Annotated in this window: 16 protein-coding genes; 8 read left to right on the top strand and 8 right to left on the bottom strand. The window is 62.7% G+C overall.

Translation table 11 applies throughout. From position 1 onward, the window contains the following. Positions 1-94: 94 nt before the first annotated feature. From FG13_RS09320 to FG13_RS09305, 4 genes are all read left to right on the top strand, one after another. Complete coding sequence (locus tag FG13_RS09320; protein ID WP_010399555.1) at positions 95-292, top strand: hypothetical protein; 198 nt, start codon at positions 95-97, stop codon at positions 290-292. Between the two features lie 144 nt (positions 293-436). After that, positions 437-2,020 (top strand): methyl-accepting chemotaxis protein, encoded by a 1,584-nt coding sequence (locus FG13_RS09315; RefSeq protein ID WP_051958823.1) that lies wholly within the window; start codon positions 437-439, stop codon positions 2,018-2,020. Positions 2,021-2,107: 87 nt separating this feature from the next. After that, on the top strand, positions 2,108-2,977 hold the full coding sequence (locus FG13_RS09310) for a ThiF family adenylyltransferase (protein ID WP_035820300.1): 870 nt from the start codon (positions 2,108-2,110) through the stop codon (positions 2,975-2,977). Next, positions 2,978-4,087, top strand: a complete 1,110-nt coding sequence (locus tag FG13_RS09305) for a nitroreductase family protein (protein WP_035820298.1) — start codon at positions 2,978-2,980, stop codon at positions 4,085-4,087. It abuts the gene before it with no gap. A 14-nt stretch (positions 4,088-4,101) separates the two neighbouring features. Here the strand turns inward: FG13_RS09305 and FG13_RS09300 are convergent, their stop codons facing one another. The 3 genes from FG13_RS09300 to FG13_RS09290 form a co-directional block, all read right to left on the bottom strand. Beyond that, complete coding sequence (locus FG13_RS09300; RefSeq protein WP_035820295.1) at positions 4,102-5,100, bottom strand: EDSAP-1 family PEP-CTERM protein; 999 nt, start codon at positions 5,098-5,100, stop codon at positions 4,102-4,104. A 108-nt stretch (positions 5,101-5,208) separates the two neighbouring features. After that, positions 5,209-6,192: an EDSAP-1 family PEP-CTERM protein gene (locus FG13_RS09295; protein WP_035820285.1), complete on the bottom strand. Its 984-nt coding sequence runs from the start codon at positions 6,190-6,192 to the stop codon at positions 5,209-5,211. Positions 6,193-6,380: 188 nt separating this feature from the next. Further along, a complete protein-coding gene (locus FG13_RS09290) occupies positions 6,381-7,613 on the bottom strand; it encodes a glycosyltransferase (protein WP_051959585.1) in 1,233 nt (410 codons plus the stop codon). A gap of 138 nt (positions 7,614-7,751) precedes the next feature. Between FG13_RS09290 and FG13_RS30650 the strand changes: the two genes are divergently transcribed. The 4 genes from FG13_RS30650 to FG13_RS09280 all read left to right on the top strand — a co-directional run bounded on the left by FG13_RS30650 (position 7,752) and on the right by FG13_RS09280 (position 9,346). Continuing rightward, on the top strand, positions 7,752-7,928 hold the full coding sequence (locus FG13_RS30650) for a hypothetical protein (RefSeq protein WP_200880262.1): 177 nt from the start codon (positions 7,752-7,754) through the stop codon (positions 7,926-7,928). Between the two features lie 240 nt (positions 7,929-8,168). Beyond that, on the top strand, positions 8,169-8,306 hold the full coding sequence (locus FG13_RS30645; RefSeq protein ID WP_176389530.1) for a hypothetical protein: 138 nt from the start codon (positions 8,169-8,171) through the stop codon (positions 8,304-8,306). A 129-nt stretch (positions 8,307-8,435) separates the two neighbouring features. Continuing rightward, the gene (locus FG13_RS09285; RefSeq protein ID WP_035820282.1) at positions 8,436-8,804 is read left to right on the top strand and encodes a hypothetical protein; all 369 of its coding nucleotides are present in this window, start codon (positions 8,436-8,438) and stop codon (positions 8,802-8,804) included. Between the two features lie 83 nt (positions 8,805-8,887). Beyond that, positions 8,888-9,346: an acyl-CoA thioesterase gene (locus tag FG13_RS09280; RefSeq protein ID WP_034750191.1), complete on the top strand. Its 459-nt coding sequence runs from the start codon at positions 8,888-8,890 to the stop codon at positions 9,344-9,346. An 87-nt stretch (positions 9,347-9,433) separates the two neighbouring features. Here the strand turns inward: FG13_RS09280 and FG13_RS09275 are convergent, their stop codons facing one another. The 5 genes from FG13_RS09275 to FG13_RS09255 form a co-directional block, all read right to left on the bottom strand. Further along, positions 9,434-10,840 (bottom strand): DEAD/DEAH box helicase, encoded by a 1,407-nt coding sequence (locus FG13_RS09275; RefSeq protein ID WP_035820280.1) that lies wholly within the window; start codon positions 10,838-10,840, stop codon positions 9,434-9,436. Positions 10,841-11,220: 380 nt separating this feature from the next. Next, positions 11,221-11,742: a helix-turn-helix transcriptional regulator gene (locus tag FG13_RS09270; RefSeq protein ID WP_035820278.1), complete on the bottom strand. Its 522-nt coding sequence runs from the start codon at positions 11,740-11,742 to the stop codon at positions 11,221-11,223. A gap of 5 nt (positions 11,743-11,747) precedes the next feature. Further along, positions 11,748-12,026, bottom strand: coding sequence for a hypothetical protein (locus FG13_RS09265; RefSeq protein WP_035820277.1), 279 nt, complete (start codon positions 12,024-12,026; stop codon positions 11,748-11,750). A gap of 72 nt (positions 12,027-12,098) precedes the next feature. Continuing rightward, positions 12,099-12,887 (bottom strand): enoyl-ACP reductase FabI, encoded by a 789-nt coding sequence (gene fabI, locus FG13_RS09260; protein ID WP_035820275.1) that lies wholly within the window; start codon positions 12,885-12,887, stop codon positions 12,099-12,101. Between the two features lie 100 nt (positions 12,888-12,987). Continuing rightward, a complete protein-coding gene (locus tag FG13_RS09255; RefSeq protein ID WP_034779271.1) occupies positions 12,988-14,400 on the bottom strand; it encodes a transglycosylase SLT domain-containing protein in 1,413 nt (470 codons plus the stop codon). Positions 14,401-14,523: the final 123 nt, after the last annotated feature.

The raw sequence follows: 14,523 nt of genomic DNA, 5'->3' as shown, positions 1-14,523 counted from the left end.
CCTCGTGTTTCATCTGCATGGGCGGCAAGGTGGCGAAGCTGTTAAACTGCCGCTTATTGATGCGATATCGCAATTTAACAAGCAAGGAAATACGATGGCTAAGAAAGAAGAGCTCGATCCGGAAACCCTGGAGTTGATCAACTGGTGTATCGAGGTCGAAGGCTTCCTCGTGGCTGGCGGCGCTACCGTGGCGCAGGCGCAGGACCACATCGAAGAGCAGGTCGAGTGGTTTACCGACCAGTTCTACGACGGCTTGACGCCGGAAGAGGCAGCCAAGGAAGCCTTGGCCTGACCTTTCATCCAGACTTCAGCAAGACATATGCGGGCGGTGCCTGCCGGGCATCAGCCTGGTAGCGCCGCCCGCTTTGCTTTTCTGAAAAGATTTCCACATGGAAATTGTTTATAATTCCACATTTTATTCTTTGCCCAGGCTCCCATGACTCTCCGTTCGCGCATTCTCCTCTTGTGTTTCAGCACCTTGCTGGGCATCGTCCTCATCGCTTCATTCTCCTTGTATTCGCTGCGCCAGACCATGATGGCGGAAAGGGTCGAGCAATTGACTGTGCTGGTGGAACTGGCCAATGCCTCGGTGGAAAAGGCATATGCGCTGGAACAGTCGGGCAAGCTCACGCGTGAGCAGGCCCAGCAGCAGGCCAAGCTGGCCATCGGCAGCTTCGTCAAGGACGAGATGTATTATTTCGTGCGCGATTTCAGCACCGACTTGCTGTATGTGCACCCGAATCCCGCGCGCATCGGCACGCCGCAAAAGAACATGAAGCAGTCGGGCGACCGCTACCGCGTGGCCCTGGCCAACAGTCGCATCGGCCTGGTGCAAGCGGATGGCTCGCGTCCCGGCGTGAAGGACCCGGTGGCAAAGATGTATGCCGTGGTGAAATTTGCGCCGTGGGACTGGCTCATCGGCACGGGCACGTATATCGATGACATCAACCACAAGTTCTGGGCCCAGGCGGGCGTGCTGCTGGCCATCGGCGGCGCGCTGATGGTGGTGGTGGGCGCCCTGGCGGCCCTGATGCTGCGCCGTATCCTGGGCCAGCTCGGCGGCGAACCCGACTATGCGGCAGCCATCGTGGCGCAAATCGCCCAGGGCGACCTGACCACGCACATCGACACGCGTCCCGGCGATACGTCCAGTCTGTTGATGGCCATCAAGGCCATGCGCGACAACCTGGCCCATCTGGTGAGCCAGGTGCGGACCGATGCGGAATCCATTTCCACGGCGTCGGGCGAGATTGCTTCGGGCAACCACGACCTGTCGGCGCGCACGGAGCAGCAGGCGGGATCGCTGGAAGAAACGGCCTCGACCATGGAAGAAATGACCTCGACCGTGCGCCAGAATGCGGACAATGCGCGCCAGGCCAACCAGCTGGCCATTTCTGCATCGCAAGTGGCGACGCAGGCGGGCGGCTTGGTGAGCCAGGTGGTCGACACCATGGGCGCCATCAATGCCTCGTCGAAGAAGATCGGCGACATCATCGCCGTCATCGACGGCATCGCCTTCCAGACGAATATCCTGGCCCTGAATGCGGCCGTGGAAGCGGCGCGGGCGGGCGAGCAGGGCCGTGGTTTCGCCGTTGTCGCCAGCGAAGTGCGCAATCTGGCGCAGCGTTCGGCCGCGGCCGCCAAAGAAATCAAGCAATTGATCGACAGTTCCGCCGAGCAAGTGGGTGCCGGTGAAAAACTGGTGGCGCTGGCGGGCGAGACGATGGAAAAAGTCGTCTCCAGCGTGCAGCACGTGACCGATATCGTGGCCGAGATTTCCTCTGCCAGCGCCGAGCAGAGCGCCGGCATCGAGCAGATCAACCAGGCCATCGTCGAGATGGACAACATGACGCAGCAAAACTCGGCCTTGGTCGAGCAGGCGTCGGCGGCGGCGCAGGCGATGAACGAGCAGGCGGCGGGTCTGGCGCAGATCGTCAGCGTGTTCAAGGTAGGCGCGGTGGCGCCGGCAGCGGCAGCGCTACAGCGCAGCGTGCCTGCGGCGCGGCGCCTGACGCGCTAAGCGCTTTTTTCTGTCATACGGGGAACTTATCCCCGGCTCACCTGTCCAAACTTTTTCGTCCGCAAGGGATGCACAGAAGAGGTGAGCATGACAGACGGTTTTTCGTATCACGCGGCGTTCGCCCGCAACCTGGGCTGGGTCACGCAGGCGGAGCAAAATAGCTTGCGCGGCAAGCGCGTGGCCATCGCCGGCATGGGCGGCGTGGGCGGCGTGCACTTGCTGACCCTGGCGCGGCTGGGTATCGGCGCTTTTCACATCGCCGATTTCGACACCTTCGATATCGCCAACTTCAACCGCCAGGCCGGCGCCATGGTGTCCACCCTGGGCCAGCCCAAGGTGGCCGTGCTGGCGCAGATGGCGCGTGACATCAATCCTGAACTTGAGATTAAACAATTTCCCGACGGCATACACGACAGCAACCTGGCCGAGTTCTTCGCCGGTGTCGACCTGTATGTGGACGGCCTGGATTTTTTCGCCTTCCCCGCGCGCCAGGCCACCTTCGCCACGTGCGCCCGCCTGGGCATCCCCGCCATCACGGCCGCGCCGCTGGGCATGGGCACGGCCGTGCTCAGCTTCATGCCGGGCGGCATGACGTTCGAAGATTATTTTGGCTGGGGCGACTTGCCCGAGGAAGAAAAAGCCCTGCGCTTTCTCGTCGGCCTGGCGCCGGCCGGCTTGCACGCTCCCTACCTGGTCGACCCGTCCGCCATCAACCTGAAAGAGCGGCGCGGGCCGTCGACCATCATGGGCTGCCAGTTGTGCGCAGGCGCGGCCGCCACGGAAGCCTTGAAGATATTGTTAAAGCGGGGCAAGGTGATGGCGGCGCCGCACGGCATGCATTTCGACGCCTATCGCAACAAGCTCGTGCATACCTGGCGTCCCGGCGGTAACCGTCATCCGCTGCAGCGCCTGACGATGGCCATCATCAAGCGGCGCCGCGCGGCGCAGGGGGCATAAATGGCGCAAGCACCGCAGATCGCGCAGATCGATTCTGTGCTGGAAAACATCCTCGACCAGGCGCGCTGGGCCCCCAGCGGCGACAACACGCAGCCGTGGCGCTTTGAAGTCGCGGGCCCGCGCCACGTGGTCGTGCATGGCTTCGATACGCGCAGCCACTGCGTGTACGACCTCGACGGCCATCCCAGCCAGTTGTCGCTCGGTGCCTTGCTCGAAAGCATGGCGCTGGCGGCCAGCAGCCACGGCTTGCGCATGGAGGCGCGCCGGCGCCTGTCGATGCCCGACAACTTGCCCACGTTTGACGTGCACCTGCTCGACAGCCCCGGCATGCCGCCCGATCCGCTGGCGGCCTTCTTGCCGCAGCGCAGCGTGCAGCGGCGCCGGCTCAGCACGCGCCGCTTGCGCGCCAGCGAAAAGGCGGCGCTGGCGGCCAGTTTGCCGCCCGGCTACGGCGTGCAGTGGTTCGAAGGCGGGCGCGCGCGCCTGGCCTGTGCGCGCCTGATGTTCGACAATGCGAAGCTGCGCCTGACCATGCCCGAGGCGCACAAGGTACACCGCGACGTGATCGAATGGGGGGCGCGCTACAGCAGCGACCGCATCCCGGAGCAGGCGCTCGGCGTCGATCCGATGACGGCGCGCCTGATGCGCTGGGTCATGCACAGCTGGCGCCGCGTGGATTTTTTCAATACCTGGCTTGCGGGCACCGTGGCGCCGCGCCTGCAGATGGATTTGCTGCCGGGCCTGTATTGCGGCGCGCATTTCGTGTTGCTGGCCGAGGCGCCGCCGCGCCATATCGACGATTACGTGGCGGCCGGCCGCGCCATGCAGCGTTTCTGGCTGACGGCCACGCAGCTGGGACTGCAGTTGCAGCCGGAGCTGACGCCGCTGATCTTTGCCCGCTATGTGCGCGAACGGCGCACTTTTTCACGCACCGATGGCATGCAGGAAATGGCGCAGGAGCTGGCCGTGCAATGCCAGGCCGTGCTGGGGGCGGCGGCATTTGACCGGGCCGTGTTTCTCGGACGCATAGGCGCGGGGCCGGCCGCCAGTGCGCGCTCGCTGCGCCGTCCGCTGCAGGACTTGCTGGTGGCGCCCGCGGCGGGGCAGTGAGGCGCGCGCCAGCATCAGCGTCTGCGTCGGCGTCGTGGCGCCAGGCAAGCCAGCGCTGCCAGGCCAGCCGCCAATAGCGGCAAGGTGCCGGGCAGCGGCACTGGCGTGACGCCTGGCACGTAGGCCAGTTCGGAACTGTTCAGCATGTTCAACACGAGGGTGTAGTTGCCCGCCGCCAGATTATCCGTGACGGCGCCGTACTGCCCGCCGCACGTCGTGCCGACGCCCGTGCCGGTGGGCGCGCCGCATCCGCTGGGGTCGTAGGTAAACATGCTGCCGCTGGTGAGCGGCGTTTGCGCGTAGCCCGTATTGAGGTTGGCGGCATCGGCCAGTTCGGTGCCGCCCAGGATGCCGGAGCCGAGGTTGCCATCGGGCGCCCAGTTGAAGACGATCTGGCCATTTTCATCGATGATGGTAAATGTCAGCGCCATGTTGGTGGTAGCCGCTGATCCCGTGCCGGCCAGCGCGTCCAGGTACAGCTGCATGAAGGGCAGGGCCTGGAAGTCGAAGGCCAGGGTTGCGCCCGGTTGGCCGACGACGAAATTGACCGTCATCGCGGTGCTGGAGCCATTGCGTCCCGAGGCGTCGGCGCTGCCGCCGCCCGCCAGAAAGGTTTCCGCCGCATTCACCGTATGCGTGCTGGTCGAGCCCGGTGGAAAAGGGGGGATTTGCGAAGTGACGATCTGCGCCTCGCCGCGCGCATACGAGGCGTTGCCCATGCCTTGCCGGGTAAAGTCGTTTTCTCCCTTGGTAACGGCGCCGCGCTTCGCTTGCAGCGCGTCGATCTCGTTGCTGCCGCCATTGATGATGCTGCTGCCGTTGAGCGTGGCGGTGGTGCGCGACAGGTCGATATTGCTGAGCAAGCTGGTGGAACCGGTGGGATTGCTGATGACCAGGCCAAAGACACTGGTGTACGAATAGCCGTAGGCGGCGGCACTGGCAGTGCCGCTGCTGGCCAGCAGCAGAAAAGCTAAGAGGACTGTTGGCAGCCGGGTGCAAGAAAATATAGTCATGAAAATCCTCATCTCCTGATCGGCCGCGTTGTAAGGAAAACCGACAGGTTTGCCACATAAAAAAGGCGAGGAGAGCCCCTCGCCTGTAAGTCCCCCCTGTTGCCTGGTTCAGGCGGCAACCTTGCGGCGGCGGGCATAGCCCAGGCCAGCCAGACCCAGGCCCAGCAAGGCCAGGGTGCCTGGTTCCGGTGTCGCTTGCTGTTTCACCAGATCCACGCTTTCCACCGCATTCAGGGTCAGCGTGTAGTTGCCGGCCGTCAAGGCATTGCTGACGGAGCTGAAATTGCTGCCGCACACCGTGCCGACACCGGTACCCGTGGGCGTGCCGCAGCCGGAAGGGTCGTAGGTGAACAGGTTGCCGCGCGTGAGGAAATTGGTCGCCAGGCTGGTGTTCAGGTTGGCGCCATCGGCGTTTTCAGTGCCGCCGAAGATGCCCGAGCCGATCGCGCCATCGGGCGTCCAGTTGAACACCGTCGCACCGGTCGCATCCGTGATGGTGAAGGTGACGACCAGGTTGGCCGTGGCGGTGGACAGCTGGCCGACCGTGCTTTGCAGGAAGACCTGCATGAAGGGCGAGGCCAGGAAGTCAAAGCTCAAGGTTGCCGTGGGTGAGCCGACGATGAAATCGACGGAAAAGCCCGTGGTCGAGCCGTTGCGCCCGGAGGCATCGGCCGTGCCAGCTGGGCCGTCGAGGTGGGCTTCGGCCACGTTGACGACCTGCGTGGAAGTGGAGCCGGCGGGGAACGAGGGGAATTGCGTGCTGACGATCTGTGCATCGCCACGCGAGTAGTTGCCCAGAGGGCCCTGTTGCGTGAAATCGTTCTCGCCCTTGGTGACCGCGCCGACGTTGGCGCGCGGGGCATCGAGCGAGCCGGAGCCGCCATTGATGACGCTTACGCCATTCAGGGTGGCCGTGCTGCGCGAGATGGTGGTGCTGTTGGCCACCGTGATCTGACCCGTTGGCACGGCGATCACGAGGCCGAAGATGTTGTTGTAGGAATAGCCGTAGGCGCCCGCCTGTGCGCTACCGGCGGCGCACAGCATGGCCAGTGCCGCTGCGGCCGGGAGCAGTTTCAGTTTCGAGAGTTTCATTGTATTCACCTCGTGGTTGAGTGAGTCTGGAAGTCTTGCTTGAGTCCTGTCGGCAGGTGCTCATGGCCAGATCTAAGCGACTTCCATGCCAACGCATGAGGTTCTTTTGAAATCAAGGACTTGGCGTGCTTTTGTTGACGTACTGCAGGTGTTGCCGGACGCTCTGTAAGAAAAACCGACGCCGCCCGTCAAGGCAGGCCGCCTGGTGGCAAAGAGCCCAGCAGGGCGTGCATATGGGGCAGCAAGCGTTGCCCTGGCACATAGTCGCGCATGGCCGTGGCCAGCTGGCGCGCCGCCAACCTGGCTCGGCCATCGTCGAGCATGCGCGTGGCGGCATGGCGCAGGGCGGTTTCCTGGAAGCGGTCGGCGCGCAGCAGCAGGCCGGCACCGGCCCCGGCGATGCCGTGCATGTTGAGGAATTGATCGAGGTTGCTGGCGATGCCGATGACGGGCACGCCCGCCGTCAGCGCCTGCTGGCTGGTGGGGCTGCCGCCGTTGCAGATCACCAGGCTGGCGCGCCGGGCGGCCGCGTCGCCGGGCAGAAAGGGCGCGACATAGGCATTCGGCGGCACGGCGTCGACGCGGATGGTGCCGGCCGTGGCCGCCAGTACGGTGACGGGCAGGGGCGCCAGCGCGCGCAGCACGCGTGGCAGCAATTGCCCCTGGCCGGAGCTGCCCAGGGTGACATAGATGATGGGCCGTCCGCTGCTCAGTTCCGGGCGCTGCCACCAGTCGGGCAAATCAAGCGGCGGCGCCCAGATGACGGCGCCCAGGTAGTCGTGCGTGGCCGGCATGGCTTGCGGCGGAAACAGTTGCGGAATATCCGCGTACAAGGTGCGGTCGGCATCCGTATAGATGCGCCGCAAGTCGCTGCCCAAGGATGGCAGGCCATGGCGGCGGCGCACGCGGTTCAGGGGCACGGCGTGCGAGGCGAAGGCCAGCGGGCGGATCAGGCGGAACAGGGGATCGGCCAGCCAGATGGGCAGCATGCCTGTCAGAGGCAGGCTGGGCACCGTGTAGTGCTGGCGCACCCAGGGACTCCAGTAGGCATTGCTGACGGTAATGTAGGGAATGCGCTGCAGGCGCGCGCTGACCGACAGCGACAGGCGGAAGTCGCCGATCACGAGATCGGGCTGGACGGCATTGAGCAGGCGCAAGTCGTCTTCCACATACGCGTGCAGCGTACTTTCCGTATAGACGGGCTTGCCGTGCGCCAGCGCCTGCAGAAATTGCAGCGATGAAATACTGTCGATGCGCCAGCGCCGGAAGGGCGCTTGCTTGAAGCAAAAGTCATAGCCGTCGGCACAGGCAAAATGCACCTCGTACTTGTCCTCGTCCAGGCCCTGGGCCAGGCTCAGGGGACGGCCGACGTGGGCCAGGGTCACTGCCTCGGCCATAAAGAGGATTTTCTTGCGCGCCATGGAAATCGCTTGCACTCGTAGCTGGAGGGGATGCTTGTCAAGTTGGAGTGGCGCCACGCCGTTTAGTTCCCTGCAGCGTGCCGCTGGCGGGCGCCAGGATTTGGCCGCATCGGCTACAGTGGGGCAAAGGAGGCCACCATGCAGCCACAATTCCATCTTGACCCGTTGCGTGCGCACAGCACGCCCGAACCCGATATGCCGCCACCGCCGGAAGGCGACCCGCTCACGCCGCCGCCGGAACAGCCGCCCCACATTGATCCCGTGCCGGTCGAGGAGCCGACGCCGCCGCCGCCGCCGCCCGTGAAAATGCATTGAGTGGTTTTCGGACCGTTGCACCGCGCCATGGCCTGCGGAGGGGGGACGCGCGCCGCGTTTATTTCCTATCGGAAATGGACTGCGGGGCGGCCGCCGGCGCCACGCCATTTAAACAACAAAAACGTCAATAAATGTTGCCGACTGGATACAAATCAAACGCTAACTGTCGAGTGTCATGCGGCCGTCACGATTCTGTTCTTATAATGAGACATCATAAAAATTCTTGTACAGGAGACCATCGTGGGCAATTCCTTGCATAACAAAATCTACCTGGGCCGGCGGCCTGTGATCACCAGCAAAAACCTTTTGGCGCTGGCGCTGGCGGGCGCCGTGGCGGGTTGCGGCCTGGCCTGGCTGCTGCTGCGCAGCTATAAATAAGGGCTGTCCAGCCCGTCTTTCAGCCATCCGTTCGCCGCGCGGACGGAGACTGATTCACGTTGCCTGTTGCCGATGCGCAGCGGGGCGCGTACCATGGGGGCCGAACACCTGGCCTTTTATGGAAAAGTAATGAAGAACGAGAAATTAACAACCGATGAATATGACGCGCTGGAGCAAGTTGCACGCGGCATCAAGACCGAGCGCCCCAGTGCTTGCGTGGCCCGCAATGCCAAGCGCCTGTCCGGCCTGAAGCTGCTCAGCTATGCACGCGATGGCCGTCTGTCCATCACCGAGAAAGCACAACAACTGTTGTTCCTGCGCCGCTGCATCATGGGGCTGCGCGCTGTCGCCACCGATCCGCTGACCAAGCTGGAGTCGGACGTGGCGTATTTCCTGGGCAAGAAAGCCCACATCGTGGCGCGCGCCGAAGGCGAAGGCCACGACATTTCCGACAAGGGCCGCGAATCGCTGGCCGACATCGACACCCTGGGTCTGTAAGGCTCACAACCGGCCCTCGTGGCCGGTTTTCACATCTTCCCTCACTTTTAATTTCCCCTTTGGAGAACACTTTGGACAGCGCGATGAACTGGTCGGCCCACGAACTGACGATGACGGTCCTGATGACGCCTGATATGGCCAATTTTTCCGGTAACGTGCACGGTGGCACCATCCTGAAATACCTCGACAGCGTCGCCTATGCCTGCGCCAGCCGCTATTCGGGCAGCTATGTGGTGACCTTGTCCGTGGACCAGGTGATGTTCCTGCAGCCTATCCACGTGGGCGAGCTGGTGACGTTCCTCGCGTCGATCAATTACACGGGCACGACATCGATGGAAGTGGGTATCCGCGTGGTGACGGAAAACATCCAGCAGCGCCTGGTGCGCCATGCCAACAGCTGCTATTTCACGATGGTGGCCGTGGACGCCAACCGCAAGCCCGTGGCCGTGCCGCCACTGGTGCTGGAGACGCCGGAGCAGCACGCGCGCTTCGAGCAGGCCAAGCTGCGCAAGCTGTCGCGCCAGAAAGTGTCGAAAAAATAAATGCGGCGGACATGAAAAAACGGCCACCAGAGTGATCTGGTGGCCGTTTTTTATTGCCTGCCGCCTGTGGGCGGCATGGCGCCGTGATTAACGGTCGCCGTAGCTGCGGCGTGCGCCGTCGGTGCTGCGCGGGTTGGAACCTTTGTAGCCGCCGCCGGTGCTCGGTGCGCCGTCTTTGCGTGGTGCGCCTGGCTTGCTGAACGTGCGTTGGCCTGGCTTCGCGCCGCCACGGTTGTCGCCCGGTTTCCAGCCGCCTGGACGGGCGCTCGAACGTGGTGCCGACGCCGTTTTCTTAGGCTCGAAACCTTCGATGACATTGACCGGGATCAATTGCTTGGTGAAGCGTTCGATGCGCTTGACGTTCATGCCTTCAGCGTGGTTCACCAGCGAGATGGCCAGGCCATTGCGGCCAGCGCGGCCGGTACGGCCGATGCGGTGGACGTAGTCTTCCGGGAACTTCGGCAGGTCGTAGTTGAACACGTGGGTGATCGTTGGCACGTCGATACCGCGGGCGGCAACGTCGGTGGCAACCAGCACTTTGACCTGGCCGCGACGCATGCCGTCCAGGGTGCGGTTACGCGCGCCCTGATGCATGTCGCCGTGCAAGGCGGCAGCCGAGAAACCGGCGATGTTCAGACGGTCGGCGATGGTGTCGGCGTCACGCTTGGTGGCGGTGAACACAACAGCCTGGTCCAGCGATTCGTCGCGCAGCAGGTGGTCCAGCAGGCGATTCTTGTGCGACAGGTCGTCGACGAAGTGCACGCGCTGGGTGATGTTTTCATGCTTGTTGCTCGAGCTAGCCACCTGGATGACCAGTGGGTTCTTCGTGATGCGGCGGGCCATGTTGCCAACGACGCCGTCCAGGGTTGCCGAGAACAGCATGGTTTGACGGCCTTCTGGCGTCGCTTCCACGATTTTTTCGATGTCGTCGATGAAACCCATGTCCAGCATGCGGTCGGCTTCGTCCAGCACCAGGATTTCCAGTTGCGAGAAGTCGATCTTGCCCGAATCCATGTGGTCGATCAGACGGCCAGGGGTCGCGACCAGAATCTCAGGGTTCTTGGCCAGCAATTGCATCTGTTTAGGGTAAGGCATGCCGCCCAGAATCGACACAGCCTTGATGCGGCGGATGCCGGTGCTGTACTTGTCGGTATTGGTGGTCACTTGCAGGGCCAGTTCGCGCGTTGGCGTCAGCACCAGCATTTTTGGCTGGGCAGCCTTGAAACGTGGACGCTCGCCGCGGGCGCGCGATGCTTGCATTTCCTGGTTCGGCGTCTTGCCGGCGGCGCTTTGTTCGGCGCTGGCCAGTTTGTGCAGCGATGGCAGCATGAAAGCTGCCGTCTTGCCCGAACCGGTCTGCGACGAGACCAGCAGGTCACGGCCTTCGATCGCGGCTGGAATCGCTTGCGACTGTACCGCGGTTGGCGCGGTGTAGCCCGATTCGGTCAGAGCGGCGATGATGGACGGATGCAGGCCTAAGGATTCAAATGTCATTCTTTTCTTTCGTAAAAATCAGCGTTCTTGCAAAAAGCAGAACGCAAAATAGCAACGCCAACCAAAACGAAATGACTCAACTAAAAAGAAATTTCGGCACAAAAGCTTTGCGCCGGGACGGTGTCAGGTGCGACACACAAGGCGGGAGGGCTTTATAAGCGGCATCCTGTGGATGCGCTAAGGCTTGCGAAGCTGCTAAGTTTGTAGTGCTGGACTGCGGTGTTGCCATCGCTTCAAGGAAACATATTGCAGCGCACAACGACACTATACCGTATTTGATGCCGTTTTGCACGGTCTAAATGGGAAGAAACGACAGTCCTACCACGTTTTGATGATGTTTCCTATGTGAAATCAGTAGGAATACGTAGATTTTGCGCGTTTTAATTGAGCATGGCCACGATGTCGGCGGACAGCGGCGGCGCCTGTCGCGTTTCTCTGGCCAGGTTGATTTGCCGGGTGACCTGTGCCAGTTCGACCAGGCTGCGTTCCAGCTGATACGTTCCCTTGGCATGCAGCCACGCCAGCACGTCGGCCAGGTGCCAGATGGTGGCGCTGCCCTCATGCACGGGCACGGGGAAACTGTGGCGGTATTTGCTCATCAGTTTATGCAGGTTTTGCCGGGACAGGCCGAGTACCTGCGCCACATCGCTCAAGCCCACGAGGTCGGGCGATGCCTCGACCAGCACGGCGTCGGGCACGATGGCTTTGACGTCGGCCAGGGCGCTGAGCAGCGCTTCCCTGGCATTGCTGGCCTCGCGCGTGAATTCCAGCGCCAGGCGCCCCGCTTGCCCGATGCCGACCAGGGCGTCGTCGCAACCGCCGCTGCCGAGGCGCTCGGCCAGCGCGTCGAGATCGGTTTCGTGGTCGGGCAGGCGGTACTTGAGAGTAAAGATGTAATCCATAATTGTTACCCCCTGGGTTTGCGTTGCATGCAGTCGTGGATCAGTTTATTGAAGGTGCAATTGTCGACCACTCGCCGGATCGCCCGCGCGTGGTTGCCGGGATTCTTTGGCGTGCTCCAGATGCAGGCGATGCAGAATTCGCCGCAGCGGCAGCCGTCGTCATTGTAGGGGCAATAGATTTTCCCCCAGGCATGACTGCCGCCCATTTCCACTCTCCAGCCCTGGCTTTCCGCGTGGCGCAGCGCCGCTTCGATTTCTTTCTTCGGATGCGAGGAGCGCGCCATGCGATGCCTCCAATGTAGGTCGATATCAGTCGGTTGTCAAGTGACAACCGATAAATATCGACCATCACCGCATCACTCTACTTCGGGATTGACGGCCATCACTTGCGAAAAGCCGCCATCGACGTAGGTAATCTCGCCCGTGATGCCGGAAGCCAGATCGGACAGCAAGAAGGCGGCCGTGTTGCCCACCTCTTCGATGGTGACGTTGCGCCGCAGCGGGGCGTGCTCGGCCACAAAGCCCAGGAGTTTGCTGAAATCCTTGATGCCGGAAGCGGCCAGGGTCTTGATGGGGCCGGCGGAAATGCCGTTGGTGCGGATGCCGCGCGGACCCAGCGATTCGGCCAGGTAGCGCACGGACGCTTCCAGCGATGCCTTGGCCAGGCCCATGGTGTTGTAGTAGGGCACGGCGCGCACGGCGCCCAGGTAGGTCAGTGTCAGGACCGAGGCGCCCGGATGCAGCAGCGGCAGGGCGGCCTTGGCCATGGCGGGAAAACTGTAGGCGGAAATGTCGTGCGCGATGCGGAAGCTGTCGCGCGACAGGCCGTCGAGGAAGTCGCCGGCGATCGCTTCGCGCGGCGCGAAGCCGATGGCGTGCACCAGGCCGTCCAATTGATCCCAGTGGCGCGCCAGGTCGCTGAAGACGGCGTTGATCTGTTCATCGCTGGACACGTCGCAGTCAAACACCAGTTCGCTGCCGAATTCGGCCGCAAACTCCGTGATGCGCTCCTTGAAGCGTTCGCCCACATACGTGAAGGCGAGGGTGGCGCCTTCGCGGTGGCAAGCCTTGGCGATGCCATAGGCGATGGAGCGGTTCGACAGCAAGCCCGTAATGAGGATTTTTTTGCCTTGCAAGAAAGCCATGACGACTCCTGTCTGGGTGGTGGACGGGTAAGGCGGATGTGCAACCGGCCGCGACAGCAAAGCTGTGGCGGCCGGTGAGGTGCGTCAATAACTCAGGCGATCAGTGACGCGCTTTGGCCCGGCTATTGCCGCCGCCACGCTGGATGCGCGGTTTCACCAGGGAAATTGGCGCGGCTTGCACCTTGCCACCCTTGGCGGCGCGGCGCAGTGCCTTGGCGGCCCGTTCCGGACGGTCCGCTTCCAGCAGCATGGTGGCGCTGTCGGCGATTTCCTGGGTGATGTCCTTGTTCATCGTGGCCGAGGTTTTCGGCACGAGGATGGTGGAGCCGGCGCGCAGGCTGGTGCGCTGGGGAATGTTATTGGCTTGGCGCAGCACGTCGGCCGTGGTGCCGAATTTCGACGCCAGGGTTTCGATGCGTTCACGCGCATTGGTGATCTTGTGCGTCGTCCAGCTCGACAAGGCATGGCCCCATTGCGCCAGATTGGTGGTGAACTTGGCGGCGTTTTCCTGCGGCAACAGAATCTTGGTCTTTTCGCCGCCGATGATGACGGGGCGGTTAAATTGCGGATTCAAGGCCTTGAATTCATCCATCGACAGTTCGGCCAGCTGGGCGGCAACGGTGATGTCGATGTCGCTGGTCTTGTCGATGGCCGTGAAATACGGCTGGTTGTCGACCACGGGCAGGGTCAGGCCGAACTGGGCCGGATTGGCGATGATGTTTTTTACCGCTTGCAGTTTCGGCACGTAGTTGCGCGTTTCGGCCGGCATCAGGTCGGCCAGGCTTTCGAAATCCGTCGGCTTGCCCAGCGCCTGGTTTTTCTTGATGGCGCGCTGCACCGAGCCTTCGCCCCAGTTGTAGGCGGCCAGGGCGAGTTGCCAGTCGCCAAACATGTCATACAGGCGCTGCAGGTACGTCAATGCTGCATCCGTCGAGGCCAGCACACCGCGGCGCTCGTCCTTGAACATGTTTTGCTTGAGGTTGAAATCACGCCCGGTGGCGGGCACGAATTGCCACATGCCGGCCGCATTGGCGCTCGAGAACGCTTGCGGGTTGAAGGCGGACTCGATGAACGGCAGCAGGGCCAGTTCCGTCGGCATGCCGCGCTTTTCCAGTTCCTGCACCACGTGGAAGATGTAGCGCGAGGCGCGCGCCGTGGTGCGGGCGATGTAGTCGGGGCGGGTGGCGTACCAGTTGACGTGGTTCGCCACCAGCTGGTTGTTGATGTCGGGAATTGCATAGCCGCTGCGGATGCGGCCCCAGACGTCGGCTTCGCGCAGCGGATCGGAATTGTCGCTGAGGTTTTTCAGCAGACGGTCGGTCTTTTGCAGGCGGTTGTCGAGGGTGGGGAGTTTCGCCGTGACCTGGGCGGTCATCGGGATCAGGGCGGGTGCGGCGGCGGCGACTGGCGCGTTATCGCTCTCAACACCGGCTTCGTACGCCTGGCTGAGGGCGGGCGCAAGCGCCAGGGCCAACGCCGCCAGGACGGTAGATTTAAAGGAGTTTTCGTGCATAGTGTTCCATTGTTGTCGTCGGAGAAACATCGGACAGACCCATGATTCAGCAGCGAGTGTACGTATATCCACATGCCGGAGTCAAGAATTATGTCAGCATGATGACAGGAAATAAGCGGCAAT

The sequence above is a fragment of the Janthinobacterium sp. RA13 genome (assembly GCF_000745325.1).
GTDB lineage: Bacteria > Pseudomonadota > Gammaproteobacteria > Burkholderiales > Burkholderiaceae_D > Janthinobacterium > Janthinobacterium rivuli.
The sequence above is the reverse complement of the archived record's forward strand: the minus strand, read 5'-3'. Positions and strand labels throughout refer to the sequence as shown.

Excerpts from the sequence above, each read along its gene's own strand:
- FG13_RS09305 (WP_035820298.1), top strand. The coding sequence starts at position 2,978 with ATGGCGCAAGCACCGCAGATCGCGCAGATCGATTCTGTGCTGGAAAAC.
- fabI (WP_035820275.1), bottom strand. The coding sequence starts at position 12,887 with ATGGCTTTCTTGCAAGGCAAAAAAATCCTCATTACGGGCTTGCTGTCG.
- FG13_RS09300 (WP_035820295.1), bottom strand. The coding sequence starts at position 5,100 with ATGACTATATTTTCTTGCACCCGGCTGCCAACAGTCCTCTTAGCTTTT.
- FG13_RS09270 (WP_035820278.1), bottom strand. The coding sequence starts at position 11,742 with ATGGATTACATCTTTACTCTCAAGTACCGCCTGCCCGACCACGAAACC.
- FG13_RS09275 (WP_035820280.1), bottom strand. The coding sequence starts at position 10,840 with ATGACATTTGAATCCTTAGGCCTGCATCCGTCCATCATCGCCGCTCTG.
- FG13_RS30650 (WP_200880262.1), top strand. The coding sequence starts at position 7,752 with ATGCAGCCACAATTCCATCTTGACCCGTTGCGTGCGCACAGCACGCCC.
- FG13_RS09315 (WP_051958823.1), top strand. The coding sequence starts at position 437 with ATGACTCTCCGTTCGCGCATTCTCCTCTTGTGTTTCAGCACCTTGCTG.
- FG13_RS09310 (WP_035820300.1), top strand. The coding sequence starts at position 2,108 with ATGACAGACGGTTTTTCGTATCACGCGGCGTTCGCCCGCAACCTGGGC.
- FG13_RS09265 (WP_035820277.1), bottom strand. The coding sequence starts at position 12,026 with ATGGCGCGCTCCTCGCATCCGAAGAAAGAAATCGAAGCGGCGCTGCGC.
- FG13_RS09280 (WP_034750191.1), top strand. The coding sequence starts at position 8,888 with ATGAACTGGTCGGCCCACGAACTGACGATGACGGTCCTGATGACGCCT.
- FG13_RS09290 (WP_051959585.1), bottom strand. The coding sequence starts at position 7,613 with ATGGCGCGCAAGAAAATCCTCTTTATGGCCGAGGCAGTGACCCTGGCC.
- FG13_RS09285 (WP_035820282.1), top strand. The coding sequence starts at position 8,436 with ATGAAGAACGAGAAATTAACAACCGATGAATATGACGCGCTGGAGCAA.
- FG13_RS09255 (WP_034779271.1), bottom strand. The coding sequence starts at position 14,400 with ATGCACGAAAACTCCTTTAAATCTACCGTCCTGGCGGCGTTGGCCCTG.
- FG13_RS09295 (WP_035820285.1), bottom strand. The coding sequence starts at position 6,192 with ATGAAACTCTCGAAACTGAAACTGCTCCCGGCCGCAGCGGCACTGGCC.
- FG13_RS09320 (WP_010399555.1), top strand. The coding sequence starts at position 95 with ATGGCTAAGAAAGAAGAGCTCGATCCGGAAACCCTGGAGTTGATCAAC.